The sequence below is a fragment of the Streptomyces sp. NPDC104202 genome, assembly GCF_055584185.1.
This window is the reverse complement of the sequence record NZ_JBVJMN010000022.1, coordinates 85,919-104,826: the sequence shown is the minus strand read 5'-3', so window position 1 is coordinate 104,826 and position 18,908 is coordinate 85,919. Positions and strand designations below refer to the sequence as shown.

The 18,908-nt window shown below is 72.8% G+C and carries 21 protein-coding genes and 1 pseudogene; 10 read left to right on the top strand and 12 right to left on the bottom strand.

Annotated features, from left to right (window positions below; genetic code table 11):
- Positions 1-247 precede the first annotated feature (247 nt).
- The 8 genes from ACZ60W_RS16960 to ACZ60W_RS16925 form a co-directional block, all read right to left on the bottom strand.
- Positions 248-619, bottom strand: a complete 372-nt coding sequence (locus tag ACZ60W_RS16960; protein WP_469756097.1) for a fic family toxin-antitoxin system, toxin component — start codon at positions 617-619, stop codon at positions 248-250.
- Positions 620-632: 13 nt separating this feature from the next.
- Complete coding sequence (locus ACZ60W_RS16955; RefSeq protein WP_469756096.1) at positions 633-878, bottom strand: hypothetical protein; 246 nt, start codon at positions 876-878, stop codon at positions 633-635.
- 96 nt (positions 879-974) lie between these two features.
- Positions 975-2,327, bottom strand: a complete 1,353-nt coding sequence (locus ACZ60W_RS16950; protein ID WP_469756095.1) for a diacylglycerol/lipid kinase family protein — start codon at positions 2,325-2,327, stop codon at positions 975-977.
- A gap of 425 nt (positions 2,328-2,752) precedes the next feature.
- Positions 2,753-3,514 carry a class I SAM-dependent methyltransferase gene (locus ACZ60W_RS16945; protein WP_469756101.1) on the bottom strand — a complete coding sequence of 254 codons (762 nt, stop codon included), beginning with the start codon at positions 3,512-3,514 and terminating at the stop codon, positions 2,753-2,755.
- A 147-nt stretch (positions 3,515-3,661) separates the two neighbouring features.
- Positions 3,662-4,057, bottom strand: a complete 396-nt coding sequence (locus ACZ60W_RS16940; RefSeq protein ID WP_469756094.1) for a S24 family peptidase — start codon at positions 4,055-4,057, stop codon at positions 3,662-3,664.
- 705 nt (positions 4,058-4,762) lie between these two features.
- Positions 4,763-5,002, bottom strand: a complete 240-nt coding sequence (locus tag ACZ60W_RS16935; protein ID WP_469756093.1) for a hypothetical protein — start codon at positions 5,000-5,002, stop codon at positions 4,763-4,765.
- Positions 5,003-5,353: 351 nt separating this feature from the next.
- On the bottom strand, positions 5,354-5,740 hold the full coding sequence (locus ACZ60W_RS16930) for a VOC family protein (RefSeq protein ID WP_469756092.1): 387 nt from the start codon (positions 5,738-5,740) through the stop codon (positions 5,354-5,356).
- 265 nt (positions 5,741-6,005) lie between these two features.
- Complete coding sequence (locus ACZ60W_RS16925; protein WP_469756091.1) at positions 6,006-6,953, bottom strand: nitrilase-related carbon-nitrogen hydrolase; 948 nt, start codon at positions 6,951-6,953, stop codon at positions 6,006-6,008.
- 49 nt (positions 6,954-7,002) lie between these two features.
- On the opposite strand from ACZ60W_RS16925, the gene ACZ60W_RS16920 reads away from it, so the two are divergent.
- The 9 genes and pseudogenes from ACZ60W_RS16920 (at position 7,003) to ACZ60W_RS16880 (ending at position 13,876) form a co-directional block, all read left to right on the top strand.
- Complete coding sequence (locus ACZ60W_RS16920; RefSeq protein WP_469756090.1) at positions 7,003-7,944, top strand: LysR family transcriptional regulator; 942 nt, start codon at positions 7,003-7,005, stop codon at positions 7,942-7,944.
- A 103-nt stretch (positions 7,945-8,047) separates the two neighbouring features.
- Positions 8,048-8,521, top strand: a complete 474-nt coding sequence (locus ACZ60W_RS16915) for a DUF5958 family protein (RefSeq protein WP_469756089.1) — start codon at positions 8,048-8,050, stop codon at positions 8,519-8,521.
- A gap of 14 nt (positions 8,522-8,535) precedes the next feature.
- Positions 8,536-8,913 carry a nuclear transport factor 2 family protein gene (locus ACZ60W_RS16910; protein ID WP_469756088.1) on the top strand — a complete coding sequence of 126 codons (378 nt, stop codon included), beginning with the start codon at positions 8,536-8,538 and terminating at the stop codon, positions 8,911-8,913.
- 134 nt (positions 8,914-9,047) lie between these two features.
- On the top strand, positions 9,048-10,166 hold the full coding sequence (locus ACZ60W_RS16905) for a hypothetical protein (RefSeq protein ID WP_469756087.1): 1,119 nt from the start codon (positions 9,048-9,050) through the stop codon (positions 10,164-10,166).
- Positions 10,167-10,279: 113 nt separating this feature from the next.
- Entirely contained in the window at positions 10,280-10,621 is a 342-nt protein-coding gene (locus ACZ60W_RS16900) for a DUF5713 family protein (RefSeq protein ID WP_469756086.1), read from the top strand.
- A gap of 249 nt (positions 10,622-10,870) precedes the next feature.
- The gene (locus ACZ60W_RS16895; RefSeq protein WP_469756085.1) at positions 10,871-11,635 is read left to right on the top strand and encodes a maleylpyruvate isomerase family mycothiol-dependent enzyme; all 765 of its coding nucleotides are present in this window, start codon (positions 10,871-10,873) and stop codon (positions 11,633-11,635) included.
- Between the two features lie 44 nt (positions 11,636-11,679).
- Positions 11,680-12,240, top strand: a complete 561-nt coding sequence (locus ACZ60W_RS16890; protein WP_469756084.1) for a hypothetical protein — start codon at positions 11,680-11,682, stop codon at positions 12,238-12,240.
- Positions 12,241-12,410: 170 nt separating this feature from the next.
- Positions 12,411-13,470 (top strand): annotated as a pseudogene (locus tag ACZ60W_RS16885) (phosphotransferase).
- A 76-nt stretch (positions 13,471-13,546) separates the two neighbouring features.
- Complete coding sequence (locus tag ACZ60W_RS16880) at positions 13,547-13,876, top strand: deoxyxylulose-5-phosphate synthase (protein ID WP_469756083.1); 330 nt, start codon at positions 13,547-13,549, stop codon at positions 13,874-13,876.
- A 120-nt stretch (positions 13,877-13,996) separates the two neighbouring features.
- Here ACZ60W_RS16880 and ACZ60W_RS16875 read toward each other — a convergent pair whose 3' ends face one another.
- The 4 genes from ACZ60W_RS16875 to ACZ60W_RS16860 all read right to left on the bottom strand — a co-directional run bounded on the left by ACZ60W_RS16875 (position 13,997) and on the right by ACZ60W_RS16860 (position 17,513).
- Positions 13,997-14,470 (bottom strand): ribosomal maturation YjgA family protein, encoded by a 474-nt coding sequence (locus ACZ60W_RS16875; RefSeq protein ID WP_469756082.1) that lies wholly within the window; start codon positions 14,468-14,470, stop codon positions 13,997-13,999.
- Between the two features lie 189 nt (positions 14,471-14,659).
- The gene (locus ACZ60W_RS16870) at positions 14,660-15,214 is read right to left on the bottom strand and encodes a Clp protease N-terminal domain-containing protein (RefSeq protein WP_469756081.1); all 555 of its coding nucleotides are present in this window, start codon (positions 15,212-15,214) and stop codon (positions 14,660-14,662) included.
- Positions 15,214-15,423, bottom strand: coding sequence for a helix-turn-helix domain-containing protein (locus ACZ60W_RS16865; RefSeq protein WP_030315760.1), 210 nt, complete (start codon positions 15,421-15,423; stop codon positions 15,214-15,216). Before ACZ60W_RS16865 ends, ACZ60W_RS16870 begins: the two co-directional genes overlap by 1 nt.
- Positions 15,424-15,626: 203 nt before the next feature.
- Positions 15,627-17,513 (bottom strand): AMP-dependent synthetase/ligase, encoded by a 1,887-nt coding sequence (locus ACZ60W_RS16860; RefSeq protein WP_469756080.1) that lies wholly within the window; start codon positions 17,511-17,513, stop codon positions 15,627-15,629.
- A 274-nt stretch (positions 17,514-17,787) separates the two neighbouring features.
- On the opposite strand from ACZ60W_RS16860, the gene ACZ60W_RS16855 reads away from it, so the two are divergent.
- On the top strand, positions 17,788-18,702 hold the full coding sequence (locus tag ACZ60W_RS16855) for an NAD-dependent protein deacetylase (protein ID WP_469756079.1): 915 nt from the start codon (positions 17,788-17,790) through the stop codon (positions 18,700-18,702).
- Positions 18,703-18,908 lie beyond the last annotated feature (206 nt).

The window sequence follows — 18,908 nt, the reverse complement described above, 5'->3', positions numbered from 1 at the left end:
CGTGTCGTCCGGCGCCACGAAGAACTTCACGATGATGCTCACCCGGGCATCATGCCCGACCGCCCACAACCATGATCGGCCGGACAAGTCCTAGGAGGTGCCCCGCCGATCAAGCCTGATCACCCCGCGAGCCCGGCATGATCGACAGGACACCCTCTGGGGAGTCCGCGGCGCCCCACGCCGGGCAACCCCGACGGGGCAACCGGGCACAAGCGCTCCGGCCGAGTCGCAGCTCCAGCCGCCTCCCTCAGCCCGTCCACTCCTCCAGGGCCGCCGCGACCTGCCGGACGTCCACCCGGCCCTCGGCCACGCGCTCGACGAGGTCGATCGCCCCCTCCGCCGTGACGCTGACGGGGTACCCGCAGGCGTGGAGGTACGCGGCGGCCACGACGACGCCGTACAGCTCGTTGGAGTGCTCCAGGGCCGGGACGCGGACGAGCTGTTCGAGGAGCGCGGCCGCGCGGTGGTGCGGCTGCTCGTACACGGCGATGTCCATCACGCGAAAGGCGTGACGGGCGCGGGCGGCTTCGAGGGAGCCCCAGTCGGAGATCCCCGGGTCGCCCGGAATCTCCTGCTGAGCTATGTCCAGCAGCCAGGACAGGTCGATCTGCAGGAACACGCGAGGGGCCGGGTCAGAGGGCTCCGGCGCCGGCACTGCGGCCGGCGTCGGGCGGCAGGGGACGGCTGAAGCGCTCCGCGAACGCCTGGCCGTGCTCGACCACGAACGACCTGGCGCCCTCGACGAACCGCGTCCGCGTGAGATCGGCGTCCAGGACACGGCCCGCGTAGTACTCGGCGGGCACCTGTTTCTCCGCCGCGGCACGCTCCAGCGCCTCGTACGCCTCGTCACTGATCTCGATGCGGATTTCCCGGGCCATGGACCCACGGTAGCGGTCGGCCGCCGGGCGCGGCAGGGGGCGAACGGCGCGGCCCTGACCGGCGTGACGGGTGAGGACGGTGGTCTGGGCGGCCGTTCAGGCCGACGCGTCGGACGTCTCCCCGGCCCGCCCGAACGCGAGCTCGAAGATCTTCCGCCACTTCACCGGCTGCTTGACCAGGACGACCCCCGGCCGCTCGCGCGGGACGAGCACCCGGAGCACGCCGGGCTTCGTCGTGCACACGACCGGGGTCGCCATCCGCAGGGCCTCCCCGTCGACGGCGACGGGGATCTCTTCGTCGTCGGCGGTCACCTCGACGCGCTGGGCGGTCAGGACGGTGAGCCCGGTGGACTGGGTGCCCCGCACGGCCAGATCGGCGGCCTGGGCGGCGTCCTCCACGCGGATCCCGAGGACCCCGAGGAGTCCGTCGTCGAGACGCGGCCGTCGCCCGCCGGCGCTGAGCTCGTCGGGAGACACGTACGGGTTGTTGCTGACCAGCAGGGCCTGCTGGGAGGCGAGCTCGGTGCCGTCGGCCTCGGCGTCGACGCGCCGCGCCCCTTCGCCGACGAGGAGGTCGGGCATGAGGGTCAGTGCCGTGCCGGCCTTGGCGTCGCGGTACTCGGGATGCTGCACGACGTCGGCGTACACCCCGAAGGACACGGTGTTCACGAACGCCCGGCCGTCGACGAAGCCCAGGTCCACCCGCAGCTCCTCCCCGTCGGTCAGCGCGTCGAGGCAGCGCGAGGGGTCGTCACGGTCGAGGCCGAGGTCCATCGCGAAGTGGTTGCGGGTGCCGGCCGACACGACGAGGAACGGCAGATCATGCTCCGCGGCGACCGCCGCCACCAGCGCCTGCGTCCCGTCGCCGCCCGCGACCCCGAGCAGGTCCGCGCCCTCCTCCACGGCTTCCCGGGCCAAGGCGGCGACATCGGCCGGCTCCGACGGATCGAGCAGGATCACCCGTGCCCCGAGCCCCTCGGCCCGCTCCACCAGGTCGAAGCGCCCGACCTTCCCGCCGCCGGACTTCGGATTCATGATCAGTACAGGTCGCTCGGGCCGCGGCGCCGGCCGCGCCCTCTGCGGCCGGGGCGGACGCGCCTTGTGCAGCGCCACCCGGGCCAGCGCCACCGCGGCGCCCCAGCACAGGAGCAGCACGAGCGCCGTCAGCCACAGCCCCTCGTACGTGAAGTACACGAGGACGGCGACGGGCGCGAGCACCGCCACCAGGGCCCCGAGGAGTCGCGTGAGCCCTCGGTGCGCCACGAACCACCACACGCCCGCCGCGCTCACGACCAGCCCGAGCAGTCCGCCCACGACGATTTCCAGGCCGCCTTCCCCCAGGGCGATCACCAGCACCACCAGCGCCCCCACCAACGCCAGCACAGCCACCCTCGCCAGCAGCCGCGCGGCCCTTTTCCGGTCAGGGTCCGCCCCGTCTGATCCACCCATGGCTCCCTCTCCCTGCCGCGCCGACGACGAGCCGGTCCACGGCACCAGCCTGCCCAATCCCACCCGCCGGGGCATCCCGGCGAGCCCGGGCGGATGACGCGTGCGCAGCTCGGCGGATGACGCGTGCGCACCCTGGAGGATGTCGTGGGCGCACCCTGGCCGACCGAAGCCGGCCGGGTCTCGCGGACAGACGCGTCGGGGGGGACGGGACACCCGGTGTTCACGTCGGGAGCATGCGGCCACGGGCCCGTGTCGCCGGCCACGGCCCGTGTCGCCGGCCACGGCCCGTGTCGCTGCCGCCGATGACCGCGTACGTTGCCCCGGGCCCGGCCCGCGCCCACCTGCCTCCTTCCGCCGACTGACCCGGCCTCGCCGTCCGGCACCGCGCCCGGGAGGACGCGCCGGACGGCCGAGGGCGCCCACGCTCAGCCCACGGCTCGGTAGACGAACGCGGTCATCGGGGCGGTGACCGGCCCCGGACCGAGCCGGGCCGTCATCTCCTCGATCACGGTGGCGAGGACGGCGGGTCCGTCGCCGCACTCCTCGACGGCCGCGCGGAGGGGTGTCCCGGTGAGGTACCCGGTGGCGAGGTCGGCGATCGAGGCGGCCCGGCCCCGGAGCGTCAGCTCTCGCCCCTCCTCGACGGTGAAACCCGCGGCGGTCAGGTCGGCCGTGACGGCGGCCGGGTCCGCGTAGCCGTGCGGGACCGTCCGGAGGAACCGCGGCGGGTTCACCGGAAGGGCCCGTTCGAGCCCGGCCTGGAGCGCGACCTCGAAGGCATGCGCCCCGAGCGGTCCCCAGGTGGTGAACAGGAACCGGCCGCCCGCCATCAGTACCCTGCGGACCTCGGTGAAAGCCCCCACGCGGTCGGGGAAGAACATCACCCCGAACTGACACGCCACGAGGTCGAAAGCGCCGTCCGGGAACGGCAGCCGCTGCGCGTCCGCCTGCCGCCACGCCGCCCCCGGAGCCCGCGTCGAGCCGAGAGCGACCATGGTCTCGTTGAGATCGGTGGCCGTCACCTCGGACGCGGGCGCCGCGGCGAGCAGAGCCGACGTCAACACCCCCGTACCCGCCGCCAGTTCCAGTACACGGCGTGGGGCGAGCGCCGCCGCCCTGGCCGCCAGGTCCTCCGCGAAGGGCCCGAAGACCACCGGCACGAGGTACCGCTCGTACGCGGCCGGCATGGAACCGGACCACCGCCGCTCGGCCTCGTCTCCTGTCACGCTCGTGACGGTAGCTTCCCGCCCCGCGCCGCGCCTCCCGTGGCCCGGCACTCCGGCAGCCGAGGGCCTGCGGGTTCCAGCGCCGTGGCGGCCGAGTGCGCCGGTGGCTCAGCGTTCGGCGGCCGCCGGGGAATCCGGCCCGGCCGGCTTGTCGGCGTCACCGCCGAGCCTCTTCCCCTCGGCCGCCTTCCGCGGGACACCGTCCACCGAGACACAGATGCCGAACACCTTGTCATGGCTGGTCCAGCCGTTGACACGGCCCCGGTTGTTGCTGATCTGGACCCGCTTCCTGGCCGGGTCCACCGACGACACCAGATGCAGGTACACCGTCCCCGCGACCCGCACGAGGACGATGTCCCCGACCTCCAGCTTCGACGGATCCACCGGCGCGACGACCACCTGCTGTCTGCTCCGGATCAGCGGCACCATCGAGTCGCCGCTCGGCCGGAACGTCACGGTGGCGCCGGCGGCGACCCTTCCTGCGACCGCATCCCATGCACCCATCCGGCGATCGTGGCAGACACCCGTCCGTCCGCTCCACCGCTTTACGCCCCAACGCAGCCCCGGCCAGGCGTGGACGGTCTCGACCACTGAGACGCCCGTGACCAGGCAGGAATGACGAAAGGTCTTCGGGGTGGCGCCCTTGGGCGCAACTGGCCAGGCAGCAGACCATGGAGGAGATCACCGACTACCTCGCGACGATCGACGAGCAGGTCGACGACGTGCTCCGTGCCCAGACGGACGCGGTGGTGGCGGACATGATCGGCGTGGGCCTGGTGGTCGAGGAGGCGCTGGCCGTCCGGGAACGGGTCGGCCATGTCTCGGAGGTGGCCGTCCGGGAACGGGTCGGCCATGTCTCGGAGGTCACCTGGCCCGGAACCAGGTCGAGGCCGGCGTCGTCGCCTTCGACCGTCGTCTCGGCATCGAGCGGGAAGGCCGTTCGCTGGAGGCGCGACGAGGGAAGGACGCGGCCACGGAAGCGCGCGACAGGATGGTCGAGCGAGGGACGGACGGCGTGGACGCCGCCCACCGCTTGGGCAACGAGACGCTCGACCGGGCCACGTCGGCCAGGGGAGCACCGTCCGGCGGGATCGCCGAGCGCGCTCTCCGTCGGCGCGGGGACGAACCCGAGACGGCGCAGAAGCCGGAGCCAGGAACGGCGCCGTGGCGCTGCGCGCCACCGGTGGAGCGGCGCAGTCGCTCTGCGCGCTACCGGTGGCGACGCCGCCCGCCCAGGGACCGGCAGCGGGTCTCCCAGTCTCCTTCGGGCGTCAGCCGCTCCCCGTCCGGGCGCACGACGACGAGCCGGTCGGACGCGAAGCTGATCCTGTCGCCCGCGAGAAGGAGAAGGGGACGGGCCGGCACGAAGGCGTAACCGTCGTCGGTCTCCAGGTCGTTCGCCCAGACGGATCGCGGGACCGGAGTCATTCCATCGGCGTCCATGTGCATGGCCGCATGGTCGCATCCCTCGCCGTCGCTCTCCCACCTCTCGGGAGCTTGCCTCGGCGGGCGAGGAGCAGGACGGACGCGAGAAGGCGCAGACCGGCCGGACCACCCGACGCGGTGGGGCGCATCCGGCCGACCGCGGTGAGGACCGGTCCGCTGGACGTGCGCCGGGCGCCGCACCCAGGCCCGGCCGAGGACACGGCTGCGTGGTGCGCGGGAGTTCCTCGGCGGGCCGTGAGGGGGTGCCGAGCCCCCGCCCGAACGGACCGACCGAGCTCGCAGACAGCCGCCGGCCGGGCTCGTGACACCCCGCCGGCCGGGCTCGCGACCCCGCCCACCCCTCGGTCGGGCCGGTCAGCTCTCGACGTCCTGCGGGTACCAGCGCAGTTCGACGGTGTTGCCGTCAGGGTCCTTGACGTAGACGGACTGGGCCGAGCCCCGGGCGCCCCAGCGCGGGACCGGGCCTTCGATGACGTCGAAGGTGCCGGAGTCGACGACCTCCTGCCAGTCGAGGGGATCGACGACGAGACAGATGTGGTCGACGTTGGACTCGCCGCGCGGGCGGGAGAACAGGTCGATGACGGTGCTCTCGTCGATGCGCACGGAGGGGAAGGACACCTTGCCGGACCGCCACTCCTCGACCCGCTCGGGCGCGAGGCCCAGGGCGCCGGTGTAGAACTCCAACGCCTTCTCGACGTCGGTCACGTTGAGGACGAGGTGGTCGAAGGCTTTGACGCGCATGCGGGGTTCTCCAGGGTCTCGGATACACGACGGACGGGGGCCGTGCTGGTCGCGGACCCGGCCCCGCCCGAGGTTACTCAGCCGTTCGTACGAGTGAGCAGGAAAATCGAGCGCTCACCCCGCGGGACGGAGTCGGAGGGCGCCGGGCGCACAACACACGAGGCGCCTCAACACGTATGGAGAGTAGGCCAGTTGTATGGGCAGGCGGCGGGATTGCCCTCTCCGTCACCGTCGTTCACCGGGCTCCGCCCCTCTCCCCTGCTCGTCAGAGAGAAGTCACGTTGCCGCGCACGGATTCGTCGACGTGGAGGGTGAAGACGTCGGGCCGGGCGTAATGGCCGGTGGCGTCGAGGTCGAAGCGGGCGCGGACGAGGTCGTCGAGATCGATGTCGGCGGTGAGGATGCCCTCGCCGTCGCGGAGGGGGCCGGCGAGGACCTCGCCGAGAGGGGAGACGATGACGGAGCCACCGTTGACGAGGACGGTGTCGGGGGCGTCCCCCTGGACGGGGTGGAGGTCGGCGGGGAAGGCGTCGCGCCGCAGGAACTGGTTGGCGCCCAGGACGAAGCAGCGGCCTTCGAGGGCGATGTGGCGCATCGTGGCCTGCCAGGAGTCGCGGTCGTCGACGGTGGGCGCGCACCAGAGGTCGACACCCTTGGCGTACATGGCGGTACGCAGGAGCGGCATGTAGTTCTCCCAGCAGATGGCCGAGCCGAGGCGGGCGGCGCCGGTGTCGACGACGGGGAGGGTGGAGCCGTCGCCCTGGCCCCACAGGTAGCGCTCGGCCGCCGTGGGCATGAGCTTGCGGTGGAGGCCGAGGTAGCCGTCGGGGCCGAGGAAGAGGGCGACGCAGTAGAGGGTGCCGCCCTGGCGGTCGACGGCGCCGATGACGGCGTGGACGTTCAGCTCCCGGGTGACGGCGGCGAGGGCCTCGACCTCGGGGCCCGGGACCTCGATGGCGGCGGCGTGGTAGCGGCGGAAGAGTTCGCGGCCGGCCGGTGTGCGGCTGCCGACGGTGATGCCGAAGTCCAGCCCCTTGGGGTACCCGCCGATGAACGCCTCGGGCAGCACGATCACCTCGGCGCCCCTCCCCGCGGCCTCGCGGACGAGTGCCTCCGCCTTCGCGACGGCGGCGGGCGTGTCGAAGAGGGGCGCGGCCGCCTGGACGACGGCGACGGTCATGGTGCGGGCGGACTCAGCGGGAGAAGGCGTCATGGTCCGACGCTAGAAACGGCACTCGCCATCCGGCAAACTGATTGTCGCGATGATCGACATCTACGAGACCGAATTCAGGAAAGCCGACCTCAATCTGCTGGTCGTCTTCGCCGCCCTCCTGCGCGAGCGCAGCGTCACCCGGGCCGCCGCCGCGCTCCACCTCAGCCAGGGCGCCACGAGCGCCGCCCTGGGACGCCTGCGGGTCCTCTTCGACGACGAGCTGTTCACCCGCACCCGCAGCGGCGTCGAGCCCACTCCGCGCGCCGTCGAACTGGCCCGGCGCGTGGAACCCGCACTCGGCCTGATCCACGGAGCGGTGACCGACCGGGACCCGTTCGACCCGGCCACCGCCCGCCGGACCTTCTCCCTCGGCATGTCCGACGACCTGGAGGCGGCCCTGCTGCCCCGCCTCCTGGAAGCCATGTCGACCCTGCCCGGCATCCGTCTCGCCGTACGCCAGGCCAGCCGCAACACCGTCGCCGACATGATCGACCGCTCCGAGATCGACCTCGGCATCGCCGCGGCCCCCGCACACCGCGCCGAGCACCGCAGCCGCGCCCTCTTCACCTCCGACTACACCTGCCTCTTCAACCCCCGCCTCCTCTCTTTGCGCACCCCGCTCACCCTCGACGACTACCTCGCCCACCCCCACCTGCTGATCTCCTACGACGGCCGGCGCGGCATCGTCGACGACCTCCTGGAGGCCCGCGGCCTCGACCGCCGCGTCATCGCCTCCACCACCCACTTCGCCGGAGCCGCCCTCCAACTCGCCACCCTCCCCGCCCTCGCCACCGTCCCCACCCACGCCGCCACCGTCTACGCCCACCTGCTCGACCTCACTCCCACAACCCCACCCCTCCCCATGCCCACCTACACGGTCAGCGCCCTCTGGCACGGAAGCGTCACCGACGACCCCGCCCATGTGTGGCTACGACGCCTTGTCGACACGGCGACGGAGGTGGGGGCGGCGACGGGGCGTGATGAGGGGTAGGGGGATGGGGGTGAGGGCGATACGGCGGCGACCGCCACCACGCACACCCCGGGCTCTCGCCTACTCGCCCACTGGCCGTTTCGCGCTCTGGAAGGATGGGCCCATGCTGCGGTACGACGAGGAGGAGCTGGCCCTCATCCGCCAGACCGAACGCATGGTCAACGAAATCGCGCAGGAACTCCGGGCGCCGGAGGACGGAACGGCATGGTTCACCGGTCTGTCAGCGGCCGAGCGCCACACCGTGCTGCAACAGGTCATCGGTTACACGATGCAGGCGCACATCACGGCGGAGGACGGGCGCGCGGGCGTCGCCAGGTCAGGGGTGAAGCGCACGGCCAACCCGGCGGTGATGATCTGCATGAACCCTCCGCGCTACGGCTTCACCAGCCTCCCCGAAGACGAACACATCACGGCCTTCCGCGTCCTCGTCGCGGTCTTCTCCGTCGCGGACACCCGCCGACGGGAGACGTACTGCAAGGGCGCCTGCTCCCATGCGTGGCACAAGTCGGCGACATCGGCGCAGGGTTCACCGGGAGACGGCGCTGGCACTCGTCCGCCTGGCGGGGGACGCGTCTGACAAGGTGGGCCCCCATGGAGCCGTTGAGAGTGGTGGAAGCGCTGTGGGACCGGATCCAGGCGCGTGACTGGGACGGTGTCGCCGGGCTGGTCGCGGAGGATGCGGTCGTCGAGTGGCCGGTGAGTGGTGAACGCATGGTGGGTGGCGGGAACTACGTCGCGGTGAACCGCGGGTATCCGGAGGGCTGGTCGATCCGGGTCCTGCGGATCGTGGCCGACGGGGAGCAGGTGGTCTCCGAGGTCGAGGTCCCCCACGAGGGCGTCGGGGTGTTCCGTGCGGCGTCGTTCTGGACCGTCCGTGACGGGGTGATCGTACGGGGGACGGAGTACTGGACGTCTCTCGGTGCCGACCCGCGGCCGGAGTGGCGGACGCCGTTCGTCGAAGCCATGTAGCCGGGCGAAGCCGCCGGCACGGGCTTCCGGGGTCCGGGAGTGGCGGTGGGTGCGCGACGGTGGCACGACGGTTGCGGTTGCTCAGCGAGGCGAGCGGCCGTGCGATGATGCACCCCTTTCCAGGCGGAGGACGTTTGTTCGTTTTCGTGTGTGCGGGGTGTGGCGCCGAGCTGACCGGCCCCTTGTCCCAGGTAGACCTGCCGGTCCACGCTCACCAGAAGTTCGGCAACGGGATCCAGCTCCCCGTGCTCATGGAACCGGGCACCTTCGCCGTGGAGGCGGAGCCCTGGGGGCCGCCGCGGCGGAGGTGGGCGGATCTCGACGCCGGCGAGGCCGAGGCCCGCGGCCTGTACGCGCCGGTCCACTCGGTCTCGGACAATCCGCCCGGAGCCGTCGTCATCGCGCCGGGTGAGGCCCACGGCACCGTGTTGCTGCCGGAGAACCGCGGGAGCCAGTACTGCTGCGGCCTCGACGGGGCGGCCGGCCCGAACATGGGGTGCGCGGCCTGCGGACGGCCGGTCGCGACGCGGATCGACGACTGCTCGCTGTGGCAGGCGGTGTGGCTCGACCCGACCGGCGTACGCCGTCGTCGTGTCGAAGGTGTCGAGGTTTCCCTGGCGTCCTGGGGCGAGCTGATGGACGGGGAGGGCACGCCGCCCTTCGAGCCGCTGACGCACTGGGGATGCCCCTCGGCCGAGGAGAGGTGGTGGTCGTCGTGGAGCCCCGCCTGGGAAGCCGCCGCCGGCCGTGCCCTCGCCCACCTCCTCGTGGCATCGGAGGGACAGCGGGTATCCGTCCCGGACGGCCTGACGGCCGAGGTGTTCCGGCGTGCCCTCGACACCCTGCTGCCCCCGGGCCCCCCGGCCCGGCACGCCGACCTCGCGGGCCCTGGTCTGCCGGACCCGGACACGGATGCCGACATCCTCCTCGTCCCCGTCCATTTCCAGTCCGGCCGGATGTGGTCCCCGAGCGGACCGGCCACCTCCGCCTACCGAGTGCCTCTGCCCTTCGGCATATGGAAGTCGATGACCTTCCCCGAGCCGTACCTGCCCCGTCCGACCGGGGGCCGCTTGCCCGTCGGCGTCGCCCGCGACGACTACCCCCCGGGCCCACCCCGCCGCCACTACCCCTTCCGCGTCGACTCCAGCACCTTCCACGCCACCCTCGCCCGGCTGCCCGCCGTCCGTACGCCGTGGCTCCGCGAGATCCTCGACGGAACGACGGGCCGCCGCACCGGGGCCGGCATCTTCTAGGGCAGGCCGCTGAGGCCCTGGTGGCGAGGGGTCCGACCGGCGCAGGCGGCGTCGTTGTCAGTGGCGCTGTGCATGATCGGGGCATCAGCTCTTCGCGAAGGCAGGGTAGCGACATGTCGATCACCAACCAGCGGATAGCGGGGCACTCGTTCCTGCGGGACATGTACGAGGACCCGTACTTCCCGCATCCCGTCGTCGACCGCGGGAAGGCGATCCTGCTGCGGCTGTGCGAGCGCATCGAGGCCGAGCGGCCGACGGAGCCGGCCGGCCTGTACGCCCTTACCCACGCCGCGACGGAGGAGTTCAACCTGCTGGAGGAGGAGTTCGAGGCAGCGGGGAGCGAGATCGAGACGGTGGCGCGCGAGTGGATCTGCGAGGAGTTCTGCTTCGTCGCGTCCGCGTACGGCTTCACGGACGCCGACGCGGAGGAGCTCACCTCCGGCCGGGACTGGTGAAGGGAACGGGAAGCCGGCTCTCGATCCGGGCGATTCGCCGCACGGCGGCGGAGCCCCCGGGGAGCTGCCCGTGGAGCCCCTGGGCGCAGGCACATCGCATCCCCACGGACCAGACATGGGGCTTCGGCACCCACTCACACGACATCCGGCGATGCCAGGGCGGGCGACGTCCAAGAGTGCCCGGCAGTGGGTGTGTTGGGGGAACTTAATCGAGTGCGGGGGTCCCGGTCCGGGTGGTACAAGGTCCAGGTGACTGATCAACTCTCCTTCACCACCCTGCTGCGGATGATCGACGAACGGTCCGCCGCGTTCCGCGCCGCCGTCGCCGCTGCCCCCAGCCTCGACGCCGATGTTCCGTCCTGCCCGGGCTGGACGCTGTACGACCTGGCGAACCACCTCAGCGAGGGGGACCGCTTCTGGGCCTTCATCGTGCTGAACACGGCTCCGGGCGACGAGCGGCCGAGCAAGGACGGGCTGGCGGCGCCCAGGGAGCGCGAGGCGCTCATAGCCTGGCTGGCCGACTCGACGGAGCAGCTGCTCGCCGCTCTGCGGGAGGCAGGCCCGGAGCGGGGCTGCTGGGCCTGGTGGGAGCCACTGGCCTCGCCGCACACGGTGGCCGCCGTGGCGCGCCGCCGCGTCCCGGAGTCGCTGATCCACACCTACGACGCCCAGCTGGCCGCCGGCACCCCGCAGGAGCTTCCGGCGATCGAGGCGGGCGACGCCATCGAGGAGTTCCTCGCCACCGTCTGCACCGGCACGGTCCCGTGGCCGGGCGAGCCCGCCACCATGGACTACCACGCAGCCGAGGCCGGCTCCTGGCGCCAGACGGTGGACGCCGCCGGTTCCCGCTTCACCCGCCTGACCGCGGCGGAGATCGCCGAGAGCAAGCCCACCGCCGCCGTCTACGGCACGGCGAGCGAGATGGCCCTGCTCATGTACATGCGCATCCCGGCCGGTTCGCTGCGGAGGGAGGGCGACGCCGACCTGCTCCAGCAGTTGCAGGACTGGGGCTGAGCTCCTCGCCGCACGAGCGATCACGAGCGGGGGCGAGGCGGACCATGAGTCGACCCCTGTTGTTCCTGGACGTCGACGGGCCACTCAACCCCTATGCGGCGCAGCCCGAACGACGGCCGGCCGGATACACCACCATCAGGGTGCCGCGGGGTGGCGACGCCTCGGAAGACGGGCCCCAGCCGACGTCCCGTCGTCGGCGCCCCTTGCGCGTCTGGCTCAACCCGCACCATGGGGGCGAGTTGCTCGCTCTCGGGTACGAACTCTGTTGGGCCACCACATGGATGGCGGAGGCCAATCGCTGGATCGCTCCGGTGGTCGGCCTGCCCGAGCTGCCGTTCGTCGACTTCGGTGCGTCCCTGTTCCAGGAACGGGCGGACGGCTTGCACTGGAAGACGGCTCCCCTGCTGGAGTACGCGGAAGGGCGGCCCTTCGCCTGGGTGGACGACGAGCTGAGCGGGCGGGACACGGCGTACGTGGCCGCGCACCGTACCGCCTCCCGCAGCCTTCTTCACCACGTCGATCCACGGATCGGGCTCCGTCCGGACGACTTCCGGGTGCTCGCGGACTTCGCGCTGTCGCTGGAGGGTTCGCGGGCCGACGGATGACAGCGCCGGCCTGGCCGGTCGCATCGCACCTATCGCCTCACCGGTGGCCGCTGTCCGGCCGGGATCCCTGGTCGCCTCGTACTTCTCGGCACACTCACGCGCTTCGAGAAGGATTCTCCGAGGTCAGGGCACTGATCGGCGCGGGCGACGGTGCGGCTGGGCTCGGCGGCATGGTGAACCGTGGCCCGTTCGATGAGGCCCTGCTCGCCGCCGTGGGCACCCCCGAGAAGGCCGAGCTGCTGGACAGCAGTCCGCGGTCGCGGGTCTGGCGCGTCCGGCTCTCGGACGGGCGGCCGGTGATCGTCAAGCAGGTCACCGACGACGGGGACACCGACGCCGACGCGCACACGCGCTTCGAGCGGGAGGTCGAGGGCCTGCGGCTGGCGGGGCGCGCCTCGGGGCCTGCCGTGGCTCCCGCGCTGCTCGCCACGGACGCTTCCGCGCGGGTGATGGTCCTCGAACACGTGGAGGACCTCGGAAGGACGGACGACTGGATGCCCGCGTACGCGGAGTCGCTCGCCCGGCTGCACGCCCTGACCGGTCCCGCCGACGCGGGCGCGCTGCCGGTCTGGTCGGGGCCGACGGCGGCCGACGCGGAGTCGTTCCTCGGCCTGGCCAGGGCGCTCGACGTGCCCGTACCGACCACTGCTCCTCGAGAACTCGCCGATCTCCTGGACCGGTTGGACCCCTGCGCCGCATCACGCGCTCCTGCACGGCGACCCCTGCCCGTGCAACGACCTCCGCACCGCCGACGGCGTCCGCTTCGTCGACTTCGAGCGGGCTTCGCTCGGCAACGGCCTCATCGAGCTCGCCTACTTCCGCATCGGCTTTCCCACTTGCTGGTGTGCCCTGTCGGTCACGGCCGCGCCGCTCGCCGAGGTCGAGGACGTCTACCGGGCCACCTGGCGCGGCCTCACCGGCAGGGACGTCCCCGGTGACCTCGCCGACGCGTGCGCGGCCTGGCTGATCCAGGGCGACGCGCTCGTCGAGCGAACCCATCGCGGCACCGTCGACCAGCTCGCCCGCGTGCCCGCCGAGGACTTCGTCCAGGGCGACGTCTCGGCGCGCGAACGGCTCGTCCACCGCCTCGGCGTCGTCGCCGACATGACGCGCAACCACGACCACCTGCGCTCCGTCGGCCGCCTCAGCTCCGCCCTCGTCAACCGCCTCCTCGAACGCCGGCCCACCCTCCGTCCCCTGCCCACCCCCGACGCCCGCCCGTGGTACTGAGCCTGTCGTCTCGGCCCGACCGGCCGACGGGGAAACCCGGTCGAGTTCCTCGCGGGCCCTCCGTACCCTGGCCTACATGGCCCACGCGAAGACCTCCTACGTCTGCCTGCCCTGCCGGGCCTCCTACAAGCAGCCCTACCTCGGCGACCACGCACGGCTCTGCCCGCGCTGCGCCCGGCCGCTCATCCACGTGGGCTCCGCCTTCGCCACTCCCCGGCGCCGCGACACCGCCGCCTGGCGGACCCTCTCGGTCCTCCTGCATGCCGGCGTCCGCTTCCGCAAGAGTTGCTGCGGCGGGCCGGGCTACCGTCCGCGCACGCTCAGCGAGGTGCGCGAGCGGATGACGTACGCGCGACGGACCGGCGAGCCGTTCGCGCGGGCGCTGGTGCGCGCTGAACTGCCGTAGGTGCTTGACGCTGTGCGGTGGGTGGCCGGGGGAGAACGCCCGCTCCACTGGTGAGATGCGGGACGGCCAGGAGGGCCTCGCCATCGCCCCGGACGCCCCTTCGCCGGCGGGACGAGGTGGTCAGTCCTGTCGCGGGACCCCGCCGGTGCCACGCCGGGACCGCCGCAGCGCGGAGTGGACCAGCCGGCCCGCGACGGCGCCGACCGCGTACCAGGCCAGGTCGGGTGCGTTGAAGGTGGAGCCGAGTACGAGGCGGGCAAGGGTGCTGCGCCGGGAGAGCTCCGCGGGCACCGGACTGAGCTGGAGGAGCTCGACCGTCCAGCTGGCGGCGAGCGCGATCGCGGCGGCCCGGGCGGGCGACAGGCGCGGGGCGGCCGCGACGACGAGCGTCAGGAGCAGGACGGTGTAGAGCGCGTCCCCGCCGTACTTGGCCACGTCTCCCGTCGCCACCGCCCTGAGCCCCAGCCCCGCGCCGATGGTGAGTACGGCGGCCGCCACCGCCGCCGCGCGGGTGCGGGCCGGCCGGATGGGGGTGCGGTCCGGCGTGGCGGGGTCCGGTGTCGTGCGACGCGGGTTCGTGGGTGCGGAGGCCATCGGGTCATGATCCGGTGTGTCGGCTGCGCGGTCCATCGGCGCAGCCTAGTGGTGCGTTCGTCGCTTCGTGCGGGGTCCGGTCGCCCGCCGCTCGTCGCCGACGGCTTAGGCGCGGCGACGGCGGTGGCCGAACGGGGAGGGCGCCAAATGAGAGGGGGAGGGCGGGTGTTGACGCGGCACTCCCCCGCGTCAGGAGGTCGCCGGGGTGGAGACCGCGGTCTCCACCGAGGTGTAGGTGACGCCGTGGTCGGCGAGGGCTTCGGCGATGACGCCGCCGGTCAGGGTGAGGGCGAGGAGGAGGTGGGCGTCGCTGATCTCGCGGTCCTTGCGGGAGAGGGCGACGCGGAGGGACTTCTCCAGGACGTTTTTGCTGTCGCGGGAGAAGGGGCGTCGGCCGGAGCGGCGGCGGGGGTCCTCGCGGTCGGCGGAGAGGGCGCCGGGGCCGTGGGACTCCTCGACGCGGGCGACGATGGCGCCGACGTCGATGCCGAGGTCGGCGAGGGCGTGGGTGTCGGCGCGGGAGAGGCCGGCGCGGCGCCGGGAGTCGGCGAGAGCGGAGAGGAGGGAGGGGCGGCGGTCGGGCGGGCAGAGGACGTGGAGCGCGGAGGCGGCGGGGGTGTCCTCGCGGTCGAGCAGGGCGAGGAGCAGGTGCTCGGGGGTGACAGCCCCCGCGCCGCTCCGCTCGGCGTGCTCGACCGCGCCCTGGACGGTGGAGCGTGCGGCCTTGGTGAAGCGTTCGAACATCACTGCCTCCCGTACTTCTTGTGGACGGCCTGCCGGCTGACACCCAGCTCGGTGGCGATCTCCTGCCACGACCAGCCCTGATTGCGCGCACTGCGCACCTGAACGGCTTCCAGCTGTTCCAGCAGTCGCCGGAGCGCGGAGACGGCCCGTAGCCCGACCCGGGGGTCGCGGTCGCCGGCTCGCGCGGCGAGATCGGTCGCATCGGTCATGCTGTCAACGTACGTTGACAGGAGGGGCGTGTCAACCTTGATTGACAGCGGGGGGCGCGCCTGACAGCCCGGTGACTACGCCCGTCCAGTCCACTCGGCTCGCCGGGGCGCCTCCTGGTCCTCTCGCCGGTCCGCCCGCTCACACGCCCGCTCCGGCCGTCCGGTACCGCTCCTGCTCCGCCCTGCCGGACCGCCGGGGCGGATCAGGCTTCGCGCGAGCCCTCGTACATGGCCTCGACGAGGTGGGCGTACTCAGTCTCCACGAAGGGGCGCTTGACCTTGAGGCTGGGGGTGAGTTCGCCGTGCTCGACGTCGAGGTCGCGGGGAAGGACGGAGAACTTCTTGAGGGTCTGCCAGCGCTGGAGGTCGGCGTTGACGCGCTGGACGAAGCCGTCGACGAGGGCGTGGACCTCCGGGGAGGTGACGACCTCGGCGTAGGGGCGGCCTGCGAGGCCGTTCGAGGCGGCCCAGGGCATGATCGCGGTCTCGTCGAGGGTGACGAGGGCGGTGCAGTAGTTGCGGCCGTTGCCGAGGACGAGGATGTTACTGGCGAAGGGGCAGAGGGCCTTGAAGCGCCCTTCGATCTCGGTGGGGGCGACGTACTTGCCGCCGGAGGTCTTGAAGAGGTCCTTCTTCCGGTCGGTGATCCGGACGTAGCCGTCCTTGTCGATCTCGCCGATGTCACCGGTGCGGAACCAGCCGTCGCTCTCCAGGACTTCGGCGGTCTTGTCGGGGAGGTTGTGGTAGCCGCGCATGATGCCGGGACCGCGCAGGAGGATCTCGCCGTCCTCGGCGATGCGGACCTCGGTGCCGGGCAGGGGCTTGCCGACGGTACCGACGCGGAAGTCGTCGGCGGGGTTGACGGTGCAGGCCGCGCTGGTCTCGGTGAGGCCGTAGCCCTCCAGGACGTTGACGCCGGCGCCGGCGAAGAAGTAGCCGATGTCGGGGGCGAGGGCGGCGCTGCCCGAGGCGCTGCCGCGGAGGGCGCCACCGAAGGCCGCGCGGATCTTGCCGTAGACCAGCCGGTCGGCCAGGGCGTGCTGGAGGCGCAGGGACAGTGGGACCCGGCGCCGGCCCGTGGCGATCATCTGCTCCTGGCCGGTCCTGGCGTGGTCGCGGGCGACCTTGGCCGCCCAGAGGAAGATCCTGTACTTGGCTCCGCCCTCGGCGCGCGCCCGGGCGGCGATGCCGTTGTAGACCTTCTCGAAGACCCGGGGCGCGGAGGCCATCACGGTGGGCCGGACGACGGGCAGGTTGGTGACGATGCGGTCGATGCGGCCGTCGACGGCCATGACGTGGCCGGACCGCACCTGGCCGGAGATCAGCGCCTTGCCGAAGACGTGGGACAGCGGGAGCCACAGGAACTGCACGTCGTCGGGGAGGACGAGGCCCGTGGCCTCCTGGGCGACGCCCTGGTACGACCAGCAGTCGTGGACCAGGCGCACGCCCTTGGGGCGGCCGGTCGTGCCGGAGGTGTAGATGAGGGTCGCGAGCTGCTCGGGGGCTATGCCCCGGACGGTCGTCTCGACGGCGTCGGGGTGCCGCGCGAGGTGGTCGGCGCCGCGCTGCTCCAGCTCGGCGAGGGTGAGCACCTCCAGTCCGTCGCTCCCGGCCGTGCCGGCCGTCGCGTCGAAGAGGATCGCGTATCCGAGCGCGGGCAGGTCGCCCTTGTGGGCGACGACCTTGGCCAGCTGCTCGGCGTTCTCGACGAAGATCGCGCGGCTGCCGGAGTCGGCGAGGATGTACGCCGTCTCCTCGCCGTTGGTGCTCGGATAGACGGCGGTCGCCGCCGCGCCCGCGCACATGACGCCCATGTCGGCGAGGATCCACTCGACGCGCGTCGAGGACGAGATCGCGACCCGCTCCTCCGTCCGCAGTCCCAGCGCGAGCAGTCCGGCCGCGATCGCCTTCACGCGCTGCGCGGTCTGCGCCCACGTCAGCGAGCGCCACTCCTCGGCGCCCTCGGCGCCGCCCTCGACCGCCACGGGATACCGGTACGCCTCCCGGCCGGGGGTGGCCTCGACCCGCGTAAGGAACAGGTGCGCCACGGAGTGCGGGCGGCTTTCCAGCTGGTACTGCGCGGAACTCATGGCGACCTCCGGGCCCGGGGCACCCCCACACGAGGGTGACTGGCAGGTAACTTGCGAGCAGAGGTGAGGCTAAGGCGCGAACCCCCCGCCGGGTAAGGGGGATCGGGCGACGAATGTGCGGGCCGACCCCGGTGACGCGCGGTGGCGGGACGGCCCTCGCGCACCGGACGCGCCCCGGCCGCACGCGTCCGGTCGGCCCGGAACGGCCGGCCCGCTACGACCCCGTCGGCCTCTGCGGAGGCCGTTCGCGCGGGTGGTTTCGTACCCTGGCTGCATGCGTATGCGCCCCACTCTGAGCTGGACGCCCACCGAGGGCCTGCCGCCGGGCACCACGGACCTGGAGCCGGTGGCCGAGGTGCTGAGGGCCGGCGGTGTGCTGGTGCTGAGCGGGGCCGGGATCTCGACGGAGTCGGGGATTCCCGACTACCGGGGCGAAGGCGGGAGCCTGAGCCGGCACACCCCGATGACGTACCAGGACTTCACGGGCGGGGCGCAGGCCCGGCGGAGGTACTGGGCGCGCAGTCACCTGGGGTGGCGCACCTTCGGCAGGGCCCTGCCGAACGCGGGTCACCGGGCCGTGGCGGCGTTCGGCCGGCAGGGGCTGCTGTCGGGTGTGATCACCCAGAACGTGGACGGGCTGCACCAGGCGGCCGGCAGCGACGGGGTCGTGGAGCTCCACGGCGGGCTCGACCGGGTGGTGTGCCTGTCGTGCGGCGTGTTCAGTCCCCGGCGCGAGCTGGCCCGGCGGCTGGAGCAGGCGAACGAGGGCTTCGCTCCGGTGGCCGCCGGGGTGAACCCGGACGGCGACGCCGATCTGACCGACGAGCAGGTCGGCGACTTCCGCGTGGTGCCCTGCGCGCTCTGCGGCGGCATCCTCAAACCGGACGTGGTGTTCTTCGGCGAGAACGTCCCGCCGCGGCGCGTCGACCAGTGCCGGGCCCTCGTGCGGGAGGCCGCCTCGGTGCTGGTCCTCGGTTCGTCGCTGACCGTGATGTCGGGCCTCCGGTTCGTGCGCCAGGCCGCGGACGCCGGTACGCCCGTCGTGATCGTGAACCGCGACCCCACCCGGGGCGACACCCATGCCCGCACGCGGGTCGCACTGCCCCTCGGCGCGGCCCTCACAGCCGTGTCCGAGCGACTGGGGATCGCCGTCGACGCGTCCGGGACGGACGGCCGGGAGTCTTTGTAGGGAGCGGTGAAGGCGCCGGTGCGCAGGAGGCCCCGGTCGGCGGACGTGGAGGCCCGGACGGTGATCACGCGGGCCCCGGCATGGTGGAGATCCTCCAAGGTGCACCCGGCATCCTTGTCGCGGCCAAGATCATTGCGGCCCTCCGCGGGGACGCAGACTGACGGAACGGGGTGGCCGAGGTGGCCGCCGCGGACCGTTCCGTGACG

Coding starts and splice junctions, on each gene's coding strand:
- ACZ60W_RS16955 (WP_469756096.1), bottom strand. CDS start 878: ATGGCCCGGGAAATCCGCATCGAGATCAGTGACGAGGCGTACGAGGCG.
- ACZ60W_RS16950 (WP_469756095.1), bottom strand. CDS start 2,327: ATGGGTGGATCAGACGGGGCGGACCCTGACCGGAAAAGGGCCGCGCGG.
- ACZ60W_RS16945 (WP_469756101.1), bottom strand. CDS start 3,514: ATGCCGGCCGCGTACGAGCGGTACCTCGTGCCGGTGGTCTTCGGGCCC.
- ACZ60W_RS16940 (WP_469756094.1), bottom strand. CDS start 4,057: ATGGGTGCATGGGATGCGGTCGCAGGAAGGGTCGCCGCCGGCGCCACC.
- ACZ60W_RS16935 (WP_469756093.1), bottom strand. CDS start 5,002: ATGCACATGGACGCCGATGGAATGACTCCGGTCCCGCGATCCGTCTGG.
- ACZ60W_RS16930 (WP_469756092.1), bottom strand. CDS start 5,740: ATGCGCGTCAAAGCCTTCGACCACCTCGTCCTCAACGTGACCGACGTC.
- ACZ60W_RS16925 (WP_469756091.1), bottom strand. CDS start 6,953: ATGACGCCTTCTCCCGCTGAGTCCGCCCGCACCATGACCGTCGCCGTC.
- ACZ60W_RS16920 (WP_469756090.1), top strand. CDS start 7,003: ATGATCGACATCTACGAGACCGAATTCAGGAAAGCCGACCTCAATCTG.
- ACZ60W_RS16915 (WP_469756089.1), top strand. CDS start 8,048: ATGCTGCGGTACGACGAGGAGGAGCTGGCCCTCATCCGCCAGACCGAA.
- ACZ60W_RS16910 (WP_469756088.1), top strand. CDS start 8,536: ATGGAGCCGTTGAGAGTGGTGGAAGCGCTGTGGGACCGGATCCAGGCG.
- ACZ60W_RS16900 (WP_469756086.1), top strand. CDS start 10,280: ATGTCGATCACCAACCAGCGGATAGCGGGGCACTCGTTCCTGCGGGAC.
- ACZ60W_RS16890 (WP_469756084.1), top strand. CDS start 11,680: ATGAGTCGACCCCTGTTGTTCCTGGACGTCGACGGGCCACTCAACCCC.
- ACZ60W_RS16880 (WP_469756083.1), top strand. CDS start 13,547: ATGGCCCACGCGAAGACCTCCTACGTCTGCCTGCCCTGCCGGGCCTCC.
- ACZ60W_RS16875 (WP_469756082.1), bottom strand. CDS start 14,470: ATGGCCTCCGCACCCACGAACCCGCGTCGCACGACACCGGACCCCGCC.
- ACZ60W_RS16870 (WP_469756081.1), bottom strand. CDS start 15,214: ATGTTCGAACGCTTCACCAAGGCCGCACGCTCCACCGTCCAGGGCGCG.
- ACZ60W_RS16865 (WP_030315760.1), bottom strand. CDS start 15,423: ATGACCGATGCGACCGATCTCGCCGCGCGAGCCGGCGACCGCGACCCC.
- ACZ60W_RS16860 (WP_469756080.1), bottom strand. CDS start 17,513: ATGAGTTCCGCGCAGTACCAGCTGGAAAGCCGCCCGCACTCCGTGGCG.
- ACZ60W_RS16855 (WP_469756079.1), top strand. CDS start 17,788: ATGCGTATGCGCCCCACTCTGAGCTGGACGCCCACCGAGGGCCTGCCG.